At 55.7% G+C, this 23,396-nt stretch carries 20 protein-coding genes; 14 read left to right on the top strand and 6 right to left on the bottom strand.

From position 1 onward, the window contains the following. Positions 1 to 120: 120 nt before the first annotated feature. A complete protein-coding gene (radC, locus tag N1249_RS00505; protein WP_259833708.1) occupies positions 121 to 786 on the bottom strand; it encodes a RadC family protein in 666 nt (221 codons plus the stop codon). Between the two features lie 175 nt (positions 787 to 961). Here radC and coaBC point away from each other — a divergent pair, with 175 nt between their 5' ends. The 3 genes from coaBC to slmA all read left to right on the top strand — a co-directional run bounded on the left by coaBC (position 962) and on the right by slmA (position 3,326). Beyond that, positions 962 to 2,173, top strand: a complete 1,212-nt coding sequence (gene coaBC / locus N1249_RS00500; protein ID WP_259838269.1) for a bifunctional phosphopantothenoylcysteine decarboxylase/phosphopantothenate--cysteine ligase CoaBC — start codon at positions 962 to 964, stop codon at positions 2,171 to 2,173. Further along, entirely contained in the window at positions 2,151 to 2,609 is a 459-nt protein-coding gene (dut, locus tag N1249_RS00495; RefSeq protein ID WP_014068349.1) for a dUTP diphosphatase, read from the top strand. Before coaBC ends, dut begins: the two co-directional genes overlap by 23 nt. Positions 2,610 to 2,729: 120 nt before the next feature. Beyond that, complete coding sequence (gene slmA / locus N1249_RS00490) at positions 2,730 to 3,326, top strand: nucleoid occlusion factor SlmA (RefSeq protein ID WP_166718145.1); 597 nt, start codon at positions 2,730 to 2,732, stop codon at positions 3,324 to 3,326. A gap of 40 nt (positions 3,327 to 3,366) precedes the next feature. Here the strand turns inward: slmA and pyrE are convergent, their stop codons facing one another. Together pyrE and rph are read right to left on the bottom strand one after the other, a co-directional pair. Next, on the bottom strand, positions 3,367 to 4,008 hold the full coding sequence (gene pyrE / locus N1249_RS00485) for an orotate phosphoribosyltransferase (protein ID WP_166718146.1): 642 nt from the start codon (positions 4,006 to 4,008) through the stop codon (positions 3,367 to 3,369). Positions 4,009 to 4,080: 72 nt separating this feature from the next. Then, entirely contained in the window at positions 4,081 to 4,797 is a 717-nt protein-coding gene (rph, locus tag N1249_RS00480; RefSeq protein WP_014068346.1) for a ribonuclease PH, read from the bottom strand. Positions 4,798 to 4,922: 125 nt separating this feature from the next. Here rph and N1249_RS00475 point away from each other — a divergent pair, with 125 nt between their 5' ends. From N1249_RS00475 to N1249_RS00460, 4 genes are all read left to right on the top strand, one after another. Then, positions 4,923 to 5,786: a YicC/YloC family endoribonuclease gene (locus N1249_RS00475; protein ID WP_259833704.1), complete on the top strand. Its 864-nt coding sequence runs from the start codon at positions 4,923 to 4,925 to the stop codon at positions 5,784 to 5,786. 100 nt (positions 5,787 to 5,886) lie between these two features. Further along, on the top strand, positions 5,887 to 6,651 hold the full coding sequence (locus N1249_RS00470) for an isocitrate lyase/phosphoenolpyruvate mutase family protein (protein WP_259833702.1): 765 nt from the start codon (positions 5,887 to 5,889) through the stop codon (positions 6,649 to 6,651). Further along, positions 6,635 to 7,693, top strand: coding sequence for a bifunctional transcriptional activator/DNA repair enzyme AdaA (locus N1249_RS00465; protein WP_259833701.1), 1,059 nt, complete (start codon positions 6,635 to 6,637; stop codon positions 7,691 to 7,693). Before N1249_RS00470 ends, N1249_RS00465 begins: the two co-directional genes overlap by 17 nt. Positions 7,694 to 7,931: 238 nt before the next feature. Then, positions 7,932 to 8,549 carry a trimeric intracellular cation channel family protein gene (locus N1249_RS00460; protein ID WP_259833699.1) on the top strand — a complete coding sequence of 206 codons (618 nt, stop codon included), beginning with the start codon at positions 7,932 to 7,934 and terminating at the stop codon, positions 8,547 to 8,549. A gap of 1 nt (position 8,550) precedes the next feature. On the opposite strand, the gene ligB is transcribed toward N1249_RS00460, so the two are convergent. Next, entirely contained in the window at positions 8,551 to 10,221 is a 1,671-nt protein-coding gene (ligB, locus tag N1249_RS00455) for an NAD-dependent DNA ligase LigB (protein ID WP_259833695.1), read from the bottom strand. 251 nt (positions 10,222 to 10,472) lie between these two features. Here ligB and gmk point away from each other — a divergent pair, with 251 nt between their 5' ends. The 5 genes from gmk to recG are packed head-to-tail and all read left to right on the top strand — an operon-like array spanning position 10,473 to position 16,339. Further along, a complete protein-coding gene (gene gmk, locus N1249_RS00450; RefSeq protein WP_166718152.1) occupies positions 10,473 to 11,096 on the top strand; it encodes a guanylate kinase in 624 nt (207 codons plus the stop codon). Between the two features lie 54 nt (positions 11,097 to 11,150). After that, complete coding sequence (gene rpoZ / locus N1249_RS00445; protein WP_000135058.1) at positions 11,151 to 11,426, top strand: DNA-directed RNA polymerase subunit omega; 276 nt, start codon at positions 11,151 to 11,153, stop codon at positions 11,424 to 11,426. Positions 11,427 to 11,445: 19 nt separating this feature from the next. Continuing rightward, positions 11,446 to 13,560, top strand: coding sequence for a bifunctional GTP diphosphokinase/guanosine-3',5'-bis pyrophosphate 3'-pyrophosphohydrolase (gene spoT, locus N1249_RS00440; protein ID WP_014068337.1), 2,115 nt, complete (start codon positions 11,446 to 11,448; stop codon positions 13,558 to 13,560). Between the two features lie 4 nt (positions 13,561 to 13,564). Continuing rightward, positions 13,565 to 14,254, top strand: a complete 690-nt coding sequence (gene trmH / locus N1249_RS00435; RefSeq protein ID WP_014068336.1) for a tRNA (guanosine(18)-2'-O)-methyltransferase TrmH — start codon at positions 13,565 to 13,567, stop codon at positions 14,252 to 14,254. Between the two features lie 3 nt (positions 14,255 to 14,257). Then, positions 14,258 to 16,339, top strand: coding sequence for an ATP-dependent DNA helicase RecG (recG, locus tag N1249_RS00430; RefSeq protein WP_259833689.1), 2,082 nt, complete (start codon positions 14,258 to 14,260; stop codon positions 16,337 to 16,339). 2 nt (positions 16,340 to 16,341) lie between these two features. Here recG and gltS read toward each other — a convergent pair whose 3' ends face one another. After that, positions 16,342 to 17,544, bottom strand: a complete 1,203-nt coding sequence (gltS, locus tag N1249_RS00425; protein ID WP_259833686.1) for a sodium/glutamate symporter — start codon at positions 17,542 to 17,544, stop codon at positions 16,342 to 16,344. 225 nt (positions 17,545 to 17,769) lie between these two features. On the opposite strand from gltS, the gene N1249_RS00420 reads away from it, so the two are divergent. Together N1249_RS00420 and N1249_RS00415 are read left to right on the top strand one after the other, a co-directional pair. Further along, positions 17,770 to 19,161: an NCS2 family protein gene (locus tag N1249_RS00420; RefSeq protein WP_014068333.1), complete on the top strand. Its 1,392-nt coding sequence runs from the start codon at positions 17,770 to 17,772 to the stop codon at positions 19,159 to 19,161. Positions 19,162 to 19,280: 119 nt separating this feature from the next. Further along, positions 19,281 to 20,975 carry an AsmA family protein gene (locus tag N1249_RS00415; protein ID WP_259833684.1) on the top strand — a complete coding sequence of 565 codons (1,695 nt, stop codon included), beginning with the start codon at positions 19,281 to 19,283 and terminating at the stop codon, positions 20,973 to 20,975. Positions 20,976 to 21,068: 93 nt separating this feature from the next. Here the strand turns inward: N1249_RS00415 and yicI are convergent, their stop codons facing one another. Next, entirely contained in the window at positions 21,069 to 23,387 is a 2,319-nt protein-coding gene (yicI, locus tag N1249_RS00410) for an alpha-xylosidase (protein WP_259833681.1), read from the bottom strand. Positions 23,388 to 23,396 lie beyond the last annotated feature (9 nt).

The raw sequence follows: 23,396 nt of genomic DNA, 5'->3' as shown, positions 1-23,396 counted from the left end.
CTCGATTGCCAGGCCCAATTGCCAAACCCGAGATTCTCAAAGGTGGCGTAGTATACGCTGACTCGGCGATGTGCTCAAGTCCCGAACAGACAAAGATCCCGATGGATCGCGTGAAATGGTCTAAATCCAACCATGTTCTGCAAAAGAAACGTACTCTCCGCGACCAATTATCAGATGGTCCAGCACACGAATGTCCATGAATTGACAGCATTTGATAATGCGCGCAGTGATCTCTTTGTCGGCTCTGCTCGGTTGCGCACAGCCTGAGGGGTGATTATGCGCGAGGATCACGGCGGCTGCATTCACTTTTATCGCTTCCCGCACAATTTCTCGCGGATGGACCTCAACGTGGTTCAGCGTTCCCGAAAACAGATGGCAGTGCTTCAGCACCCTATTTTTATTGTCGAGGAAGATCGCCATAAAGATCTCGCGCTCGGCATCCGTCAGCTGGCTTTGCAGGAATTCTCTCGTCATGTCAGGGGTTAAGAGCGAATCCTCTTCCAGCATCCGCACGCTGTAAAAACGCCGGGCAAGCTCTGCAATGCCTTTCAGTTGGGCATATTTCGCCACGCCGATACCTTCAACATGCTTAAACTCTGCCAGCTCGGCAGTAAGTAAGCCGTATAGCGAACCAAAGTGTTGCAACAGTTCACGCGCCAGAGTGAAAACCGTTTTCCCTGGTGTGCCGGTGCGTAAAAACAGCGCCAGCAGTTCATCATCCGTTAGCGACGTGATGCCGTAATTCAGCATTTTTTCACGCGGTAACATGGGTGAAATACCTTCCATATCCCTGTCTCCTTGTGGTTACCGTCTATGCTGCCACAGGCCAGTACCGCGTTCGACGCGCAGTTTTCATTCTTGCGTAACGCCTCGCAAAGTGACCGAAGGACAAAATCACCCCGCTTTTGGGATTGTGATAAAATGCCCGCTCTCTGGTGAAACCCAACAGGAAAGAATCATGATGAGCCTGGCCGGTAAAAAAATCGTTCTTGGCGTGAGCGGCGGTATTGCTGCCTATAAAGCGCCGGAGCTGGTACGCCGCTTGCGCGAGCGCGGGGCCGATGTGCGGGTCGCGATAACGGAAGGCGGTAAAGCCTTTATCACTCCCCTGAGCCTACAGGCCGTTTCAGGATACCCGGTATCAGACAGCCTGCTGGACCCGGCTGCCGAAGCCGCTATGGGCCATATTGAGCTGGGCAAATGGGCGGACCTGGTTATTCTTGCCCCGGCAACGGCCGACCTGATTGCGCGCGTTGCCGCAGGCATGGCAAACGACCTCGTATCGACAATTTGCCTGGCAACACCTGCACCTGTTGCGGTAGTTCCTGCCATGAACCAGCAGATGTATCGTAATGCCGCCACTCAGCATAATCTGGAGACCCTGGCCGCACGTGGTCTGCTGATTTGGGGGCCAGACAGCGGCAGCCAGGCCTGTGGCGATATCGGCCCTGGGCGAATGCTCGACCCGTTGACGATTGTGGATATGGCTGCAGCGCATTTTTCGCCTGTCAACGATCTGCAACATCTCAACATCATGATTACCGCGGGCCCAACGCGCGAGCCGCTGGATCCGGTGCGCTATATCACCAACCACAGCTCCGGTAAGATGGGCTTTGCCATTGCTCAGGCCGCGGCAAAACGCGGGGCAAACGTCACGCTGGTAAGTGGCCCGGTGTCACTACCGACGCCGCCTTTTGTGCAGCGTATTGATGTAACAACGGCGCTGGAAATGGAAGCGGCCGTGCAGGCTCACGCGCAAAATCAGCAGATTTTTATCGGCTGTGCGGCGGTGGCTGATTACCGTGCAGAGACCATTGCTGATGCGAAAATCAAAAAACAAGGCGATGAATTAACAATAAAAATGGTGAAAAACCCGGATATCGTTGCCGGTGTTGCTTCTCTGAAAAACCACCGTCCTTACGTTGTTGGGTTTGCCGCAGAAACGAATAATGTGGAAGAATATGCCCGGCAAAAACGTACCCGCAAAAACCTCGATTTGATTTGCGCGAACGACGTATCGCTGGCCACTCAAGGATTTAACAGCGACAGCAACGCACTGCACCTTTTCTGGCAGGATGGAGATAAAGTCTTACCGCTTGAGCGCAAGGAACTCCTGGGCCAACAATTACTGGACGAGATCGTTACCCGTTATGATGAAAAAAATCGACGTTAAGATTCTGGACCCGCGTGTTGGTCAGCAATTCCCGCTGCCAACCTATGCCACCTCCGGCTCTGCCGGTCTTGACCTGCGCGCCTGTCTCGATGACGCCGTAGAGCTGGCGCCGGGTGCAACCACCCTGCTCCCGACCGGGCTGGCGATTCACATTGCTGACCCGTCGCTGGCAGCGGTGATCCTGCCTCGCTCTGGCCTTGGTCACAAGCACGGTATCGTGCTGGGTAACCTGGTCGGTCTGATCGACTCTGACTATCAGGGTCAACTGATGGTTTCCGTCTGGAACCGTGGTCAGGACAGCTTCACCATTGAACCAGGCGAACGCATCGCGCAGATGGTATTTGTACCGGTGGTGCAGGCAGAATTTAACCTGGTGGAAGACTTTGACGCCACCGACCGCGGCGAAGGCGGCTTCGGCCATTCCGGGCGTAAATAATCGCCCAATAAATACGCGTCCCACAGCGCCATAATGCAATAAAAAACCGCAAACGCCAGTTTGCGGTCGCTGCGTGGATGCCAGCCTGGCAAGTGATTATTTTCAGGGGTATTTTGTAACATGGCAGAAAAACAAACTGCGAAAAGGAATCGTCGCGAAGAAATACTTCAATCTCTGGCTCTGATGCTTGAATCCAGCGATGGCAGTCAACGCATCACCACTGCAAAACTGGCGGCCTCTGTTGGCGTGTCGGAAGCGGCGCTATACCGTCATTTTCCCAGCAAAACCCGGATGTTTGACAGCCTGATCGAGTTTATCGAAGACAGCCTGATCACGCGCATCAACCTGATTCTGAAAGATGAGAAAGACACCACCGCGCGCCTGCGTCTGATCGTGCTGTTGATTCTGGGTTTTGGCGAACGTAATCCAGGCTTGACCCGCATCCTGACCGGCCACGCGCTGATGTTTGAACAGGACAGACTCCAGGGCCGCATTAACCAGCTCTTTGAACGCATCGAAGCGCAGCTGCGCCAGGTTCTGCGTGAGAAGAAAATGCGTGAAGGCGAAGGGTATGTGACTGACGAAACGCTGCTCGCAAGCCAGATCCTGGCGTTTTGCGAGGGTATGCTCTCCCGCTTTGTGCGCAGCGAATTTAAATACTGCCCAACGGACGATTTTGACGCCCGCTGGCCGTTAGTGGCGGCGCAATTACAGTAGTATTCAGGCCCGGTGAGCGTTGCGCCACCGGGCAATTACATTACACGCCGAACGCTTCCCGATACGCACGTACCGATGCCAGGTGGTCCGCCATCTCTGGTTTCTCTTCCAGATACGCAATCAGGTCTTTCAGGGTGATGATTGACGTCACTTTGCAGCCGTAATCACGCTCCACTTCCTGAATAGCAGAAATTTCGCCGCGTCCACGCTCCTGACGATCCAGAGAGATCAGCACGCCCGCAAGCGTTGCGCCGTTAGCCTGGATGATTTCCATTGATTCGCGGATCGCCGTACCTGCAGTGATCACATCGTCCACCAGCATCACACGGCCTTGCAGCGCACTGCCCACCAGGTTGCCACCTTCACCGTGGGTTTTGGCCTCTTTACGGTTAAAGCAGTACGGCACATCGCGGTCGTGGTGTTCCGCAAGCGCAACAGCGGTAGTCGTCGCAATCGGAATGCCTTTGTAAGCCGGGCCAAACAGCAGGTCGAAATCAATCCCTGAATCCACCAGCGCTTCGGCATAGAAACGGCCTAACAGCGCCAGATCGCGCCCGGTATTAAACAGCCCGGCGTTGAAGAAATAGGGGCTCTTACGCCCGGATTTCAGCGTAAACTCGCCAAACTTAAGTACCTGCTTGTTAAGCGCAAACTCAATAAACTGGCGCTGATACGGTTTCATGGGCTTACTCCTCAAATGACTTTTTGTTTTTCTACGGACAAAAAAAAGGCGACTCATCAGTCGCCTTTAAAATCAATTTTCTAACGCCGCCTTCTGCGTCGTTACAATGGATTCGATTCCCCCTCGGGCCAAAGCCAGCAAGGTAAGAAGCTCTTCGTGAGTGAACGGCTCGCCTTCTGCCGTGCCCTGCACTTCAATAATTCGACCATCTTCGGTCATGACTACGTTCATGTCGGTTTCTGCGGCGGAATCTTCAACGTATTCCAGGTCGCAGAGCGCTTCGCCATTCACGATACCCACAGAAACCGCAGCAACCATCCCTTTCAGTGGGTTGGTTTTCAGTTTGCCCGCGGCAACCAGATTATTCAGGGCATCAGCCAGCGCAACACAGGCACCAGTGATGGACGCCGTACGCGTACCGCCGTCGGCCTGGATAACATCGCAGTCCAGAGTAATGGTGAACTCGCCCAGCGTTTTCAGATCTACAGCGGCGCGCAGCGCACGTGCGATCAGGCGCTGAATTTCCATGGTACGACCGCCCTGCTTGCCCTTCGCCGCTTCACGCGCGTTACGGGTATGGGTTGAACGCGGCAACATGCCGTATTCAGCGGTGATCCAGCCCTGGCCCTGACCTTTCAGGAAACGCGGTACACCTTCTTCGATGGACGCGGTGCACAGAACTTTGGTATCACCAAATTCAACCAGCACGGAGCCTTCAGCGTGTTTTGTATAGTTACGGGTCAGGGTGACGGGGCGCACCTGATTGGCGCTACGACCTGCTGGACGCATGATGAATTCTCCGGCTTGAAACGAATGTGGCTGCGCATTATACGGATTAAACGCGCTTATTCCTATCCTGACAAAGTCCTGAAAGCTATAATCCCCCCATCTCTCCTTTAAAAACGGGAATGTCTATGATCCGCAGTATGACCGCCTACGCCCGGCGTGAAATCAAGGGCAGCTGGGGCAGCGCGACCTGGGAAATGCGCTCGGTAAACCAGCGCTACCTGGAAACTTATTTCCGTATGCCGGAGCAGTTCCGCAGCCTTGAGCCTGTTGTGCGTGAGCGTATCCGTACTCGCCTGACGCGCGGTAAAGTAGAATGTAACCTGCGTTTTGAGCCCGATGCCAGCGCGCAGGGTGAACTGATCCTCAACGAAAAACTGGCAAAACAGCTCGTCAATGCGGCGAACTGGGTCAAAATGCAGAGCGATGAAGGCGAAATCAATCCGGTTGATATTCTGCGCTGGCCTGGCGTCATGGCCGCCGGTGAACAGGATCTGGATGCTATCACTGCGGAAATCCTTGCCGCCCTCGATGGCACCCTGGATGACTTTATCGTTGCACGTGAAACCGAAGGCCAGGCGCTGAAGGCCCTGATTGAGCAACGCCTTGAAGGTGTCAGCAGCGAAGTCACCAAAGTCCGCGCTCATATGCCAGAAGTGCTGCAATGGCAGCGCGAACGCCTGGTGGCGAAACTGGAAGAAGCCGAAGTTCAGTTAGAAAACAACCGTCTGGAACAAGAGCTGGTGCTGATGGCACAGCGTGTGGACGTTGCAGAAGAGCTGGACCGTCTGGAAGCGCACGTGAAAGAAACCTACAACATTCTGAAGAAGAAAGAAGCCGTAGGTCGTCGCCTCGATTTTATGATGCAGGAGTTTAACCGCGAGTCGAACACCCTGGCGTCTAAATCCATTAATGCCGATGTGACTAATTCTGCCATTGAGCTGAAAGTGCTTATTGAGCAGATGCGCGAGCAGATCCAGAATATCGAGTAATCTCCCGCAGTAACGTGAAAAAATGCTCGTCCGATTTTCGGTTGTGAGAGATGTGCCAAAAGCTGCACATTCATACTGCACATCACAACAGGAGAAAATAATGGACTTCAACGCACTTCACCATCAGCCCCAGCCATTGCTTATCGCCAACGTCTGGGACGCCAGCAGCGCCCTCGCCGCCGAACAGGCGGGATATGACGCACTGGGTACGTCCAGCGCCGCCATTGCCACGATGTTAGGGTACGAAGACGGCGAAGGCATGAGTTTTGACGAATTGTTCTTTATCGTTTCCCGCATCAAAGCAGTAACCGAGCTGCCCTTAAGCGTGGATCTTGAAGCAGGTTACGGCGATACCACTGACCAGATGATTGACAATATTCACCAGCTGGCACGCCTGGGCGTCGTGGGAGTCAATATTGAAGACAGCCGGGTTATCAATCACGAACGCAGCCTGGTGGATGCTCTGCACTTTGCCGACAAGCTGCACGAGCTGACTCAGGCCTGCCCCGGTATGTTTTTTAATGTGCGCACCGATACGTTTTTACTTAGCTGTGAAAATACGCTGGAAGAGACGCTTTATCGTGGACGGTTATATGCCGAACGGGGCGCTCATGGATTATTTGTCCCTTGCGTGACCGGCTGTGACGATATTGCCGCCCTAGCCAGCGAAATAGCAGTACCCTTAAACGTGATGTGTATGCCTGCCCTGCCAGATTTCACTACTCTGTCCTCGCTGGGTGTAAAGCGCATTTCGATGGGTAATTTTATCCATGCTACCCTGCAAACGCGGCTCACAGATTTACTCTGTAAGATTCAGGCACACCACTCTTTCTCGGACGTTTTTGGCCATGAAAATAACCGATAACACCCAGTGCGATATCTGGTACCAGGCGTTGCTCAACCGCGCAGAAGAATTTACCGGCGTTTTTTTCGTGGGCGTTAAAACCACCGGCGTGTTTTGCATTTCGGTATGCCGTGCGCGAAAACCTAAACGAGAGAACGTTGAATTTTATACTGACTTTAAATCCGCTCTGGATGCCGGGTTCCGCCCGTGCAAGGTATGTCGTCCAACAGAGAATGCCAGTTCTGCGCCCGATTTCATTGAACACGCGCTAAAGCTGCTACGCGTACAACCCAAAGAACGCGTCAGCGATACTGAACTGCGTCAGAACGGCATCAGCCCGGAGCGGGTACGGCGCTGGTTCCTGCAAAACCACCAGATAACGTTTCAGGCCTTTCAGCGGATGCAGCGGGTTAACGTGGCGCTACAGGAGCTAAAAACCGGCCGTTCAACGACCGACGTCGCGTTCGATAATGGTTACGGATCATTGAGCGGTTTTGGCTACACCTGCAAAAAACTGACCGGCTCCTCGCCCGGTACACGCAAAGAGATAATCCTCATACATCGCTTTACCACCCCCTTAGGCCCAATGTTTGTCTGCGCCACTGAGCGCGGGGTATGCCTGCTGGAATTTGTCGACCGACGGGCGCTGGAAACCGAATTCAGGGATCTGCAACATCTGTTCAGGGCGAACATTATCGCCGGGGAAAATGCCCATACCCGCCAGGCTGAGAAAGAAATGGGGGAATACTTTGCCGGCCTGCGACAATCATTCGATGTAGCGCTTGATACACCCGGCAGCGAGTTCCAGCGAAGCGTCTGGAAGGGGTTACAGGGTATTCCGTTTGGTGATACCGCACACTATCAGGCCCTTGCAACGGAGATTGGCAAACCGACTGCCGTGCGCGCTGTTGCCTCCGCGAATGGCGCGAATCGTGTCGCGATTGTTATCCCGTGCCATCGCATAATTGGCAAGGATGGCTCAATGACCGGCTACGGCGGGGGTATTGCGCGTAAAGAGTGGTTGATTAGCCACGAAGATAAAGTCAGGAAAGCGCATACCTGAGCAACGGCGCCTGTGCATCGTGTTAATGGATTAGTTTTTATAGGTAAAAAATCAACCATTCGCTCAGTAAATGCAGACTAAAAATGGCCATGCAACCCTTATAAAACATAATATTGAATTATTAACATTCTTTAGTTATTCATTAGTAAAAATTATCCAAAATGATTCACCTTAGAAAATCTCAATCGTGATCCTGCGCACAAATCGCTAACCTCCACGCCTTCACACCGGAGGTTATATGCTGCTTCACATTCTTTATCTTATCGGGATCACCGCAGAAGCCATGACCGGCGCGCTCGCGGCTGGACGTCGCCGCATGGATACTTTCGGCGTGATTATTATCGCCACCGCGACCGCACTCGGCGGCGGCTCCGTACGCGATATACTGCTGGGCCATTACCCGCTCGGCTGGGTGAAAAACCCTGAATACGTGATTATTGTGGCAACGGCCGCGGTATTAACCACGATTGTCGCCCCCGTCATGCCCCATCTGCGCCGCCTGTTTCTGGTGCTGGATGCACTTGGGCTTATCGTCTTTTCCATTATTGGCGCACAAATCGCGCTGGATATGGGTGAAGGCCCGGTAATTGCCATTATCGCTGCCGTGGTCACGGGGGTGTTCGGCGGCGTACTGCGCGATATGTTCTGCAAACGCATTCCGTTGGTGTTCCAGAAAGAGCTGTATGCCGGGATATCCTTTGCCGCAGCAGTGCTCTACGTTGCGTTGCAGCATTACGTTTCTAATCACGACGTTGTGGTTATCTCCACGCTGCTGTTTGGCTTTACCACCCGGATGCTGGCGTTGCGCCTGAAACTCGGCCTGCCCGTTTTTCATTACAAGCACAACGCGCACTGACTTAAAATCCGTTGATGTGCTGCTCTGCAAGCCACTTTGCCAGCGCAGCAACATCGGGCTGATGCAGCCAGTTAACGATTTGCCGCGCTTTTTCCTCCCCCGTCCCCGGTAACGTTCGCCAGTCCGTAGTATTACGCTGGCTCATTTCCTGCCACGACATTCCTGTGGCCGCTTTCAGTGATGCCTGAGGCAGCGGGATCCCCATCGCCGTGACCCAACGAATAAATGGCCATTCGCGTGTCAGGTTAAACCGGTGCCATACCGCCAATCCGCGCGCGGCAGAAAACCCCGGCGTCGCCTGTAGCTGCGCCTGTGTTAGCGACAGCCACGAAAAAATATGGTCAAAATGGTGAGTCTGATAAAGCGTTCTCCAGGCAGACTCCCCCACGCCTTCAATATCCAGCACCCGTTTCGAACTTAACCACGTGAGCCGGGCTATGAACTGTTCCATGCACTCCGGGGATGCGTAGAAACAGGTCAGCGAATGGTAATTTGAGGGTGGTGGATTGGGTTTCTGCCGCAGCGGCCCCCGCCAGACAACCTTATCAACCCGGGGAATGCCCTGCCCGGCAAGGCTCACCAGGATCTGATCCCCTGGGGCAATATCCAGCGCCTGCCAGCGGGCAACAGAGCCCAGGTTAACCCGTTGAACGCGTTTGTCATCCAGTTGCACAGGCTCCAGCGCGGCAATAACCGAAATCTTGCCCGTTCGTCCCACGGTGAAACGGATATCCCTTACCTCCGCAACCTGCGAAACCGGTGCATATTTCCACGCAACCACCCAGTGCCCTTCTCCGGGCAGCCAGCGCTCACCCGGTGGCTCATTCGCTGAACGAACGACAATGCCGTCAGTGGCAAAAGGGAGCGGGGAAGTAAGCCACTGCGCACGCTGCTTCTCGACATCATCCACTGAGCGGACGGGTAGCGTATAGCGTGCCGTAAGGGGAAATCCGGCCTCTGTTAACGCCGCAAGACGCCGCGGCATGGTTGCCGGGCCATCCGGCCAGGCCCAGATAAACACGCCGATGCGGCTTAATTGCAGTTTGTCCGTTTTTCGCATCAGGGCGCCAGCTACCTTCGCCCGGGCATTCATGCCGCCCATCTGCTTCTGGATATGGTTGTCGCTCAGAAGGAATAACTCGCCCTGTAACACACTGTTCGCCAGCGCGCCTTGCTGGTGACCGGGCACCGAGGGTATTGCGTGAACCTGCTCAGTCCAGTCTTCCCCTTTGTTGCCGTCCCCACGGCTAATCGCCTGGGTTAACACCCCGTTGCGATAGACCAGCGTCACCGCCACACCGTCGACTTTTGGCTGCACCCAGAGATCGCTGCGCGCCTGCATCCATTGCCGAAGCGCCGTTTTATGCATCACTTTTTGCACCCCGGTATGGGAAACAGGATGCTGTATATTCCCCGCCAGCACGGGGATCGCCACGTCCGCAGGCTCGCTGCCAAAGCAACGCTGCCACTGTTTCAGCCGTGCAGTGAGCTGATCGTACACGTCATCGCTGACCGGGCTGCTGCCTTGTTGCCAGTACGCATCGTTCCAGCGCTTAAGCTGCGCACTGAGCGTCGCTATTTCTTTGTCTGCTTTTGCTGGCGGCCAGACCGGGCAAACCGCCACGCTATACCCGCACCACAGCAACATCATCCCGCTTATCCATCGCCACATCGCTACCCCTCCATTGAATGGCCAGAGGTATAACGCGATACGTGTCTGGGTGCTAACGTCGAAACTTCAACCTGCGAGGCGTTATCCAGGATTTATTGCCGTTGCAGCAAACCGTATGTAAAACCGGAAAACGTTACGCAAAATTCAATAAACCTGGTGAAAAAGTGTGACAAAGGCTACGTCACAGGACGGTGACGTGTATAATAAGCCCGTATGTAGGACTTCTTCGCTAACACATACAAAAGACTCTCATGGCTCAAGGCACGCTTTATATTGTTTCTGCCCCTAGTGGCGCGGGTAAATCCAGCCTTATTCAGGCACTGTTAAAAACCCAACCGTTGTACGACACGCAGGTTTCTGTTTCTCACACCACGCGCCAACCGCGCCCGGGTGAAGTGCACGGTGAACACTATTTCTTTGTGGATCATGACGAATTCAGAGCGATGATCGGCAGAGATGCGTTTCTTGAACATGCAGAAGTTTTCGGTAACTACTACGGCACTTCGCGTGAAACCATTGAGCAGGTTCTGGCGACGGGCGTGAATGTGTTCCTCGATATCGACTGGCAGGGCGCAGCGCAAATCCGTAAGAAAATGCCTGATTCGCGCAGCATCTTTATTTTACCGCCATCGAAAGATGAACTGGATCGCCGCCTGCGTGGCCGCGGTCAGGACAGCGAAGAAGTTATCGCAAAGCGTATGGAACAGGCAGTTGCAGAAATGAGCCATTACGCGGAATATGATTACCTTATTGTGAATGATGATTTTGATGCCGCACTGAGCGATCTCAAAACCATTCTTCGCGCAGAACGTCTGCGTATGAGCCGCCAGAAGCAGCGACATGACGCATTAATCACCAAACTGTTGGCAGACTGAACCCACTTTCAGTATCATGCCCAGTCATTTCTTCACCTGTGGAGCATTTTAAGTATGGCACGCGTAACTGTTCAGGACGCTGTAGAGAAAATTGGTAACCGTTTTGACCTGGTGCTGGTCGCCGCGCGTCGCGCTCGTCAGATGCAGGTAGGCGGCAAAGATCCGCTGGTACCGGAAGAAAACGATAAAACCACCGTTATTGCACTTCGCGAAATCGAAGAAGGTCTGATCAACAACCAGATCCTCGACGTGCGTGAGCGCCAGGAGCAGCAAGAGCAGGAAGCCGCAGAACTGCAGGCCGTAACCGCCATTGCTGAAGGTCGTCGTTAATTAAACCTGCGGGTCGCCCTTGTATCTGTTTGAAAGCCTGAATCAGCTGATTCAACACTACCTGCCGGAAGACCAGATTAAGCGTCTCCAGCAGGCGTATCTCGTTGCACGTGACGCTCACGAGGGCCAGACACGTTCAAGCGGTGAACCCTATATCACGCACCCGGTAGCGGTGGCCTGTATTCTGGCCGAGATGAAACTCGACTATGAAACGCTGATGGCCGCGCTGCTGCATGACGTGATCGAAGATACCCCCGCCACCTACCAGGATATGGAACAGCTGTTTGGCAAAAGCGTTGCCGAACTGGTGGAAGGGGTGTCTAAGCTTGATAAGCTGAAATTCCGCGACAAGAAAGAGGCGCAAGCCGAAAACTTCCGCAAGATGATTATGGCGATGGTGCAGGATATCCGCGTCATACTCATCAAACTCGCCGACCGTACACACAACATGCGCACGCTGGGCTCACTTCGCCCGGACAAACGTCGCCGCATTGCCCGTGAAACCCTCGAAATCTATAGCCCGCTGGCGCACCGTTTAGGTATCCATCACATTAAAACCGAGCTGGAAGAGCTGGGTTTTGAAGCGTTGTACCCGAACCGCTATCGCGTGATTAAAGAGGTGGTGAAAGCCGCACGGGGTAACCGTAAAGAGATGATCCAAAAAATCCTCTCTGAAATTGAAGGGCGTTTACAGGAAGCGGGAATTCCGTGCCGCGTCAGCGGTCGCGAAAAGCATCTGTACTCCATCTACTGCAAAATGGTGCTCAAAGAGCAGCGTTTTCACTCGATCATGGACATCTACGCGTTCCGCGTCATCGTCCACGATGCCGATACCTGCTATCGCGTACTGGGCCAGATGCACAGCCTCTACAAACCTCGTCCTGGTCGCGTCAAAGACTACATCGCCATTCCAAAAGCGAACGGCTATCAATCTTTGCATACCTCAATGATCGGCCCTCATGGCGTTCCTGTTGAAGTGCAGATCCGCACCGAAGACATGGACCAGATGGCAGAAATGGGGGTCGCGGCACACTGGGCGTATAAAGAGCACGGCGGCGAAAGCAGCACCACCGCACAGATCCGCGCGCAACGCTGGATGCAGAGCCTGCTGGAACTGCAGCAGAGCGCCGGTAGCTCGTTTGAATTTATCGAGAGCGTTAAATCCGATCTCTTCCCGGATGAGATTTACGTTTTCACACCAGAAGGGCGCATTGTCGAACTGCCTGCTGGTGCAACACCGGTCGACTTCGCTTACGCAGTACATACCGATATCGGCCATGCCTGTGTTGGCGCGCGCGTCGACAGACAGCCTTACCCGCTGTCTCAGCCGCTCTCCAGCGGTCAGACGGTGGAAATTATCACCGCGCCGGGCGCACGTCCAAACGCGGCCTGGCTGAACTTTGTCGTCAGCTCTAAAGCGCGCGCCAAAATTCGCCAGTTACTGAAAAACCTCAAACGCGATGATTCGGTAAGCCTGGGCCGTCGTCTGCTCAATCACGCGTTGGGTGGCAGCCGTAAGCTTGCGGAGATCCCGAAAGAGAACATCCAGCGCGAGCTGGAGCGCATGAAGCTTGCGTCACTTGATGACCTGCTGGCAGAAATCGGCCTCGGCAACGCCATGAGCGTGGTCGTCGCGAAAAACCTGCAACAGGGTGATGCCTCTGCTGCGCCATCCACTACGCAAGGCCACGGCCATCTGCCGATCAAAGGCGCGGACGGGGTGCTGATCACCTTCGCCAAATGCTGCCGACCGATCCCGGGCGATCCGATTATTGCGCACGTCAGCCCGGGCAAAGGCCTGGTTATCCATCACGAATCCTGCCGTAACATCCGTGGCTACCAGAAAGAGCCAGAGAAGTTCATGGCGGTCGAGTGGGATAAAGAGACGGCGCAGGAATTTATCACCGAAATTAAGGTGGATATGTTCAACCATCAGGGTGCACTGGCTAACCTGACGGCGGCGATCAACACGGCCTCTTCAAATATTCAGAGCCTGAATACCGAAGAAAAAGATGGCCGCGTTTACAGTGCCTTTATCCGCCTGACGGCCCGTGACCGCGTGCATCTGGCAAACATTATGCGCAAAATCCGCGTGATGCCGGACGTGATTAAAGTCACCCGAAACAGAAACTAGTTTTATGAATGCACAACGTTATGCACGTATCTGCGAGATGCTCGCCAGGCGCCAACCGGACCTGACGGTCTGCATGGAGCAGGTCCATAAACCTCATAACGTCTCAGCGATTGTCCGTACCGCCGATGCCGTGGGCGTGCATGAAGTGCACGCCGTCTGGCCGGGTTCCCGGATGCGCAACATGGTATCCGCAGCGGCAGGCAGCAACAGCTGGGTATCAGTGAAAAACCATCAGACCATTGGCGAAGCCGTATCGCACCTGAAAGGGCGCGGGATGCAGGTTCTTGCCACCAACCTGTCCGATAAAGCCGTCGACTTCCGCGAGATAGATTACACCCGCCCGACCTGTATTCTGATGGGTCAGGAGAAAACCGGGATCTCGCAAGAAGCGCTGGATCTGGCGGATCAGGACATCATCATCCCGATGATCGGCATGGTGCAGTCGCTGAATGTTTCCGTGGCCTCGGCGCTCATTCTGTATGAAGCGCAACGCCAGCGTCAGAACGCCGGGATGTACAAACGCAGCAACAGCATGTTGCCGGAAGACGAACAGCAACGCCTGCTGTTTGAAGGTGGCTATCCGGTGCTGGCCCGCGTGGCGAAACAGAAAAAATTGCCTTACCCCCACGTCAACGCGCAGGGCGAAATCGAAGCCGATGCCGAGTGGTGGTCCACCATGCAGTACGCAGGGTAACCCATGAAAGGCCGCCTGCTGGATGCCATTCCGCTTAATACGCTGACAGGCGTGGGTGCGGCGCAAAGCAGCAAACTGGCGAAAATTGGCCTGCACACCGTGCAGGATCTCCTGCTCCACCTCCCCCTGCGTTACGAAGACCGTACCCAGCTGTATAAAATTGGCGATCTCCTTCCCGCGATTTACGCCACTGTTGAAGGCGAAGTGCTGAACTGTAGCGTCACTTTCGGCGGCCGCCGGATGATGACCTGCCAGATTAGCGACGGTACTGGCATCCTCACCATGCGCTTTTTCAACTTCAGCGCAGCAATGAAAAACAGCCTGGCCACTGGCCGGCGTGTGCTCGCGTACGGGGAAGCTAAACGCGGTAAATACGGCGCGGAGATGATCCACCCGGAATACCGTGTGCAGGGCGATCTCAGCACGCCGGATCTACAGGAAACGCTCACTCCGGTTTACCCGACCACCGAAGGCATTAAACAGGCCACGTTGCGTAAGCTCACCGATCAGGCGCTGGAGTTGCTCGATACCTGCGCCATTGCCGAACTGCTGCCACCTGAGCTCGCTCAGGGGATGATGAGCCTGCCGCAAGCGCTGCATACGCTGCATCGCCCGCCTCCGTCGCTACAGCTCAGTGATTTAGAAAGCGGCCAGCATCCGGCACAGCGGCGGCTTATCCTTGAAGAATTACTGGCGCATAACCTGAGTATGCTGGCGCTGCGTGCAGGCGCGCAGCGCTTCCACGCTCAGCCGTTAAGCGCCCGTGATGATTTAAAAGATAAGCTGCTGGCATCGCTACCGTTTAAACCGACGGGCGCGCAGGCGCGCGTGGTAGCCGAAATTGAACGTGATATGGCGCTCGATGTACCCATGATGCGTCTGGTGCAGGGCGACGTGGGTTCCGGTAAAACGCTGGTTGCAGCACTGGCCGCCCTGCGTGCGATTGCCCACGGCAAACAGGTGGCGCTGATGGCACCCACTGAGCTCCTGGCAGAACAACACGCAAACAACTTCCGCAACTGGTTTGCCCCGCTTGGTGTTGAAGTCGGCTGGCTTGCCGGTAAGCAAAAGGGCAAAGCGCGTCTTGCGCAACAGGACGCCATTGCCAGCGGCGAAGTACAGATGATTGTCGGCACGCACGCCATCTTCCAGGAGCAGGTGCAGTTTAATGGCCTGGCACTGGTGATCATCGACGAACAACACCGTTTTGGTGTGCATCAGCGTCTGGCGCTATGGGAAAAGGGTCTTCAGCAGGGCTTCCATCCGCATCAGCTGATCATGACTGCGACACCTATCCCCCGCACCCTGGCGATGACCGCCTACGCCGATCTGGATACGTCGACTATCGACGAGCTGCCGCCGGGCCGTACGCCGGTCACCACGGTTGCCATCCCGGACACGCGCCGCAGCGATATCATCGATCGCGTACGCAACGCCTGCACTCATGAAGGCCGCCAGGCGTACTGGGTCTGCACGCTGATTGAAGAATCCGAGCTACTTGAAGCGCAGGCGGCAGAGGCAACGTGGGAAGAGCTGAAGCTGGCCCTGCCGGAGCTGAACGTGGGTCTGGTTCACGGGCGTATGAAGCCTGCCGAAAAACAGGCGGTGATGCAGTCATTCAAACAGGGCGATTTGCATTTGCTGATTGCCACCACGGTCATCGAAGTGGGTGTGGATGTTCCTAACTCCAGCCTGATGATCATTGAAAACCCGGAACGTCTTGGTCTTGCACAACTCCACCAACTGCGTGGCCGCGTCGGGCGTGGTGCCGTGGCTTCCCACTGCGTATTGCTCTACAAAGCCCCGCTTTCGAAAACGGCACAAATGCGTTTGCAGGTATTACGCGACAGCAACGATGGCTTCGTGATTGCGCAAAAAGATCTGGAGATCCGCGGCCCGGGCGAATTGCTGGGCACACGTCAGACGGGGAACGCCGAATTCAAGGTGGCCGACCTGCTACGCGATCAGGCCATGATCCCCGAAGTTCAGCGCCTGGCCCGCCATATTCATGAACGTTACCCGGATCAGGCAACCGCGCTTATTGAACGCTGGATGCCTGAAACCGAGCGCTATTCCAACGCCTGATATCAGGCAAACATTGGCAGCATCAGGTACAGCTTGATCACCAGCGCGTTGACGATATCAATAAAGAACGCCCCCACCATCGGAACCACCAGAAACGCCATATGAGAAGGTCCGAATCGCTCGGTGATCGCCTGCATGTTGGCAATGGCAGTTGGAGTCGCCCCCAGACCAAACCCGCAATGCCCCGCAGCCAGTACCGCGGCATCGTAGTTTTTACCCATCATGCGCCAGGTAACAAACATGGCGTACAGAGCCATAAATATGGCCTGAACCGCCAGAATAGCGACCATCGGCAGCGCCAGAGAAGCCAGCTCCCACAGCTTGAGGCTCATCAGCGCCATCGCCAGGAACAGTGACAGGCAGACGTTACCCAGCACCGAAACGGCGCGTTCGAACACGCGGTAGAAGCCCATTGCGGCCAGGCCGTTACTCAGCACCACCCCGACAAACAGCACGCAAACAAATGTCGGCAGTTCAAACGCGGAGCCTGCCAGCCATTGCGCAACCACTTTGCCCACGGTCAGGCAGATGGCAATCATCGCGATGGTTTCGATCAGCACCAGCGAGGTGATACTGCGCCCGACATCCGGCTTTTCAAACGCCGTAGGCACCAGTTCATCGTCCGGTCTGCCGTCTGGCGTCGTGGAGTGCTTCACCAGATAGCGCGCCACCGGGCCGCCAATCAACCCACCCAGCACCAGACCGAAGGTTGCGCAGGCCATCGCCACTTCCGTTGCGTTTTCAAAGCCGTAACGCTCAATGAACAGCTTGCTCCACGCGGCACCGGTGCCATGTCCGCCAGACAGCGTGATAGAACCTGCCAGCAGCCCCATCAGCGGATCCAGCCCCAGCAACGTCGCCATGCCGATACCGATGGCGTTTTGCATCAGTAACAGCCCAACCACCACAATCAGAAATACGCCCAGCACTTTGCCGCCCGCACGCAGGCTCGCCAGGTTGGCATTCAGGCCGATAGTGGCAAAGAAAGCCAGCATCAGCGGGTCTTTCAGGGACATATCAAAATCGATTTCCCAGCCCATGCTTTTTTTCAGCACCAGCAGGGCCAGCGCCACCAGTAATCCACCGGCAACGGGTTCAGGAATGGTGTACTTCTTAAGAAGGGAAACACTGTGTACCAGCTTACGGCCAAGCAGTAAGACCAGCGTTGCGGCAACAAGCGTCGACAACGTATCGAGGTGAATCATAGAAGGCTCCTTATTCTGCGCGTATTCCATTCACACGCGGCGTTATCCTGGCTGGTTTGCGCTCGTCATGAGCCACCAGCGCAAAAAGTGTAATTTTTTTTCCTGATGGGGTGTAGAAAAGGTGTCCGCAGCGGCAGATTTTCTTATCTTTTTTTGCTGGCAATCGTTTGCTTTTACCAACTGGTCAGATAAAATGCCCGCTTTTCTACCGTGGGATTGCTGCCGATGTCCGTTAACACCATAGAGTCTCCCGATGCGCAACCGATTGCGCAGTCGCGAAACAGTGAATTGATCTACCGCCTTGAAGATCGCCCACCGCTGCCTCAAACCTTGTTCGCCGCCTGTCAGCATTTACTGGCAATGTTTGTTGCGGTGATCACGCCTGCTCTGCTGATTTGCCAGGCGCTTGGTTTACCGGCTCAGGACACACAGCACATCATCAGCATGTCCCTGTTCGCCTCTGGCGTGGCTTCGATTATTCAGATTAAAGCCTGGGGTCCGGTGGGTTCGGGTTTGCTGTCGATTCAGGGCACCAGTTTTAACTTTGTGGCACCGCTGATTATGGGCGGCACGGCGCTGAAAACCGGTGGTGCGGATGTCCCGACCATGATGGCGGCGCTGTTCGGTACGCTGATGCTGGCAAGCTGCACGGAGATGGTGATCTCCCGCGTACTGCACCTGGCGCGCCGGGTGATCACCCCGCTGGTATCCGGCGTGGTGGTGATGATTATCGGCCTGTCCCTGATTCAGGTTGGCCTGACTTCCATCGGCGGCGGTTATGGCGCAATGGCCGATCACACCTTCGGCGCACCGAAAAACCTGCTGCTGGCTGGCGTGGTGCTGGCGATCATTATTCTGCTTAACCGTCAGCGTAACCCTTACCTGCGCGTAGCGTCACTGGTGATCGCCATGGCGGCCGGTTATCTGCTGGCATGGGCACTGGGGATGCTGCCGGAAAATACTGCACCAGCCAGTAGTGCATTCATCACCATCCCAACCCCGCTGTACTACGGCCTGGGCATTGACTGGAGTCTGCTGGTGCCGCTGATGCTGGTCTTTATGATCACCTCGCTGGAAACCATCGGTGATATTACGGCGACGTCTGATGTCTCTGAGCAGCCGGTTTCTGGCCCGCTGTATATGAAACGCCTGAAAGGCGGCGTACTGGCAAACGGCCTGAACTCGTTTGTCTCTGCGGTGTTCAACACCTTCCCGAACTCCTGCTTCGGCCAGAATAACGGCGTGATCCAGCTGACCGGTGTTGCCAGCCGTTACGTTGGTTTTGTGGTGGCGCTGATGCTGATCGTGCTCGGCTTGTTCCCGGCAGTGAGTGGTTTTGTGCAGCACATTCCTGAACCCGTGCTTGGCGGTGCAACGCTGGTGATGTTCGGGACTATCGCTGCATCGGGCGTGCGCATTGTCTCGCGCGAGCCGCTGAACCGCCGCGCGATCATGATTATCGCGCTGTCTCTGGCTGTCGGCCTGGGCGTTTCTCAGCAGCCGCTGATCCTTCAGTTCGCCCCGGACTGGCTGAAAAACCTGCTCTCTTCCGGCATCGCGGCTGGCGGTATTACTGCCATCGTACTGAACCTCGTTTTCCCGCCTGAAAAAAATTGATCGCCATCACGGCAGGCAGTCAATGCCTGCCGTGACATCTAATTACACCATTCCCGCCTTGAGCATTGCGCATAAATCGTGCATAACTCCTTTATGTGCGTTTCGCGGGATGGAAGACCATGAAATTTATTGGAAAGCTGCTCGTTTATCTTCTGATAGCCCTGTTAATTGTGCTTCTGGGGTTCTATTTCCTGCTCCAGACTCGCTGGGGTGCGTCGGAGGTCAGTAGCTGGGTCACGGTTAATACCGATTACGAACTCAGCTTCGACCAGATGGATCATCGCTTCTCGTCACCTTCCCACATCATTCTGGAAAACATCACCTTTGGCCGCGACGGCAAGCCCGCCACGCTGGTTGCGAAAAAAGTGGATATCGGTTTAAGCAGCCGCCAGATAACCGACCCGCTGCATGTGGATACCATCACGCTGTATGACGGAACGCTGAATCTCTCTCCGCAAACGGCGCCTCTGCCCTTCCAGGCCGACCGCCTGCAGTTAAACAACATGGCCTTTAATAGCCCGAATACCGACTGGGATCTGAGCGCACAGAAAGTGACGGGCGGCGTGAGCCCGTGGCAGCCAGAGGCAGGTAACGTGCTGGGTAAAAACGCGCAGATCCAGATGAGTGCCGGGTCGCTTACCCTGAATGGCGTACCAGCCAGTAACGTGCTGATCCAGGGGCAACTCAACGGTAAAGAGGTGGTTCTGAACACCATTGGCGCAGATATGGCGCGCGGCTCGCTCACCGGCTCTGCCCTGCGTAACGCCGATGGTAGCTGGATTATCGACTCCATGCGCCTGAATGACATCCGATTGCAAAGCGATAAATCTCTGATGGATTTCTTTGCGCCTGTCACCACACTGCCTTCCTTGCAGATTGGCCGGCTGGAAGTGACCGACGCGCGCCTGCAAGGCCCGGACTGGGCGGTGACCGATCTCGATTTAAGCTTGCGCAACCTGACCCTGAGCAAAGGCGACTGGCAAAGCCAGGAGGGGCGGTTATCGATGAACGCCAGCGAGTTTATCTATGGCTCTGTGCATCTGTTCGACCCGATCCTGAATGCAGAATTCGCCCCGCAGGGCATTGCGCTGCGCCAGTTTACCTCTCGCTGGGAGGGTGGCATGGTGCGTACCTCCGGCAACTGGCAGCGCGACGGAAAATCGCTGGTGCTGGACGATGCCGCCATTGCCGGGCTGGAATACACTCTGCCGCAGAACTGGAAAAACCTGTGGATGGACCCGCTGCCTGAATGGCTAAACAGCGTGACGCTGAAAAAATTCGGCCTGAGCCGCAACCTGGTGATTGATATCGATCCGGCCTTCCCGTGGCAAGTCACCTCTCTGGACGGCTACGGGGCGAACCTGCAACTGGCAAAAGACCGCCAGTGGGGCGTGTGGAGCGGTAGCGCAACGCTGAATGGCGCAGCGGCGACCTTCAACCGCGTCGACGTACGGCGCCCGTCACTTACGCTTAATGCCAACGCATCGACCGTTAACATCAGCGAGCTGAGCGCCTTTACCGAGAAAGGCATTCTGGAGGCCACCGCGGCGGTTTCACAGCTGCCGCAACGACAAACCACAGTCAGCCTGAACGGGCGAGGCGTGCCGCTGAACGTGATCGAGCACTGGGGCTGGCCAGCGCTGCCGATTGCGGGGGATGGCAATGTGCAGTTGACCGCCAGCGGAAGCGTGCAGGACAAGGCCCCGCTGAAGCCAACCGTTAACGGAAAGCTGAATGCGGTGAATATGGATAAGCAGCAGGTTGAGCAGACAATGGCCGGTGGGGTAGTGTCGACGGTTCCGGTGGCACAATAAATAAGCCGGGTGGCGGCTACGCCTTACCCGGCCTACGGTGCAGTGCTTCTGTAGGCCCGGTAAGCGAAGCGCCTCCGGGCATTTTTTAAACATTCAAAGGTGAATCACCACCTCATTCCCCTCGGCTTTCACCACCACGCCCCACTCGCTGCCCGCATGTGAACCGCCTTTCACGCCGCTCACCTGCTGCACGTTGCGCAGGCAGACGGACCAGTTTCGCGCCTCACCTTCACCTTTGATGGTCACCGTGCCGCCGCTGCGTGTGGCCTTCAGCGTAAACACCACCGAGCCATTCGCCGCAGGCACTTCGCTGACAGCCGTTGCGCCATCGCCCAGGTTAAACAGCTGGAACGCTGTGCCCTCGTTCCACGCGTAGTCTGGCTTCTGGTTGTTGCTACCCAGCGCCAGCAGGGTGTTATCGCGCACATACACCGGCAGGCTGCGGAAGTCGTGCTGCTGTTTATGCCAGCGGCTGCCCTGGATTTCATCGTTGTGCCACAGATGGGTCCAGCGTCCTTCCGGCAGATAAAACTGCACATCACCCGCTTCGGAGAACACCGGCGCAACCATCATGGAATCACCGAGCATGTACTGGCGGTCGAGATAATCGCACGCCGGATCGTCCGGGAATTCCAGCATCATCGCCCGCAGCATCGGAGTGCCCTGCTCACGCGCCAGCGCGGCCTGGCGATACAGATACGGCATCAGCTGGCATTTCAGCTGGGTGAAGTGGCGCACCACGTCGCAGGACTCGTCATCGTACGCCCACGGCACACGGTAGGATTTGCTGCCGTGCAGACGACTATGGCTGGAGAACAGCCCGAACGCGCACCAGCGTTTGTAGACATGCGCCGGGGCCGTATTTTCGAACCCGCCAATATCGTGGCTCCAGAAGCCAAAGCCAGACAGACCAATCGACAACCCGCCGCGCAGGCTTTCTGCCATCGATTCATAGTTGGCGTAGCAGTCGCCGCCCCAGTGCACCGGGAACTGTTGCGCCCCCACAGACGCTGAACGGGCAAACAGCACCGCCTCTTCTTCGCCGACGGTGTCTTTCAGTACGTTCCACACCAGTTCGTTATAGATGTAGGCGTAATGGTTGTGCATTTTCTGCGGATCCGAGCCATCAAACCATTGCACATCGGTCGGAATACGCTCGCCGAAGTCGGTTTTAAAGCAATCCACGCCAATATCCACCAGACCTTTCAGCTTGTCGGCGTACCACTTACAGGCTTCCGGGTTGGTGAAGTCATAAATCGCCAGGCCCGGCTGCCACTTATCCCACTGCCACAGAGAGCCATCCGGGCGCTTAAGCAGATAACCTTTCTCTTTCAGCTCGTTAAATACCGGTGATTTCTGGCCAATGTACGGGTTGATCCACACGCAGACTTTGAGCCCTTTTTCTTTCAGGCGGCGGATCATCCCTTTCGGGTCCGGGAAGGTCACCGGGTCCCACTCAAAATCGCACCACTGGAAGGCTTTCATCCAGAAGCAGTCGAAGTGGAAAACGTGCAGCGGCAGGTCGCGCTCGGCCATACCGTCGATAAAGCTGTTAACCGTGGCTTCGTCATAGTTGGTGGTAAACGAGGTGGTCAGCCACAGGCCGAAAGACCATGCCGGCGGCAGCGCCGGACGCCCGGTGAACTGCGTATAGCGGTTTAATACCTCTTTCGGCGTCGGGCCGTCGATCACGAAATATTCCAGATGCTCGCCTTCAACGCTGAACTGCACTTTGGAGACTTTCTCAGAGCCGATTTCAAACGAGACGTTCTCCGGGTGATTGACCAGCACGCCGTAGCCGCGGTTGGTGAGGTAGAACGGGATGTTTTTATACGACTGTTCGGTACTAGTGCCGCCGTCGCGGTTCCAGGTTTCGACCGTCTGGCCGTTGCGCACCAGCGCGGTAAAGCGCTCGCCCAGCCCGTAGACCGTTTCGCCCACGCCCAGATCCAGACGTTCGAAGAGATAGTTGCGATCGGTGTTGCTGTCCTGCACGTAGCCGTTGTTTTTCAGCTGGCTGCCGGTGATACGCTGGCCATTGCGCAGGAAATCCAGCGCCCAGAACTCACCTTTGGTGACGCGCACGCTGACGTTGCCGCTTTTCAGCTCGGCATATTCCGCATTGTTTTCAATCTCTACCTTCACGTCTTTCAGTACGTTCAGCGGATAGTGCGGGCCGTTGTCCAGCGCCCCCTGGAAGTGCTCAATGCGCACCCCGACAATCCCTTCCTGCGGCGCGAACAGACGAACCGTAAACATCAGGCTGTCAAGCTGCCAGGCGCGCTCGCGCACATCACGCGGCGCAACGTAGACCACCAGGTCGTTGTCCTGCTGCTCCACATCGAATACCTGCACCGGGTAAGTTACGTCCAGGCCAGGTTGAATGAGCCAGTTTCCATCACTGATTTTCATCTTATCGTC

The organism is Enterobacter sp. CP102 (genome assembly GCF_025152625.1).
GTDB classification, from domain to species: domain Bacteria; phylum Pseudomonadota; class Gammaproteobacteria; order Enterobacterales; family Enterobacteriaceae; genus Enterobacter; species Enterobacter soli.
Note: the sequence above shows the minus strand (reverse complement) of the source record. Positions and strands in the feature narration are given on the sequence as shown.